1 protein-coding gene is annotated in these 243 nt (G+C 34.6%); it reads right to left on the reverse strand.

What is annotated here, in order from left to right:
* Nucleotides 1-243 (reverse strand): DUF1093 domain-containing protein (locus ETC07_RS16390; RefSeq protein WP_136249347.1); only part of this gene is annotated, 243 nt, incomplete at both ends.

The raw sequence follows: 243 nt of genomic DNA on the forward strand, positions 1-243 counted from the left end.
TCTTATCGTAATTTACGTGAGCCATGATGTATACACCTTCACGTAATGAATCTGAACGTAAGCGTAGATCTTTGATTTCCCCTTTACTATTAGAGGATTTGAAGAAATAGACGTATTCACTTTCTGAATCAGAAGTGCTTCTGGTCACAGAACTCGTCTTGTTTTCCAAAGTAACTTTCGCGTAATAGTCAGTCGTGTTTAAAATATGTTTTAAAGCAAAATATCCTCCACAAAAAATAATTG

It is taken from the genome of Halomonas borealis (genome assembly GCF_004798905.1).
Lineage (GTDB): Bacteria > Pseudomonadota > Gammaproteobacteria > Pseudomonadales > Halomonadaceae > Halomonas > Halomonas borealis.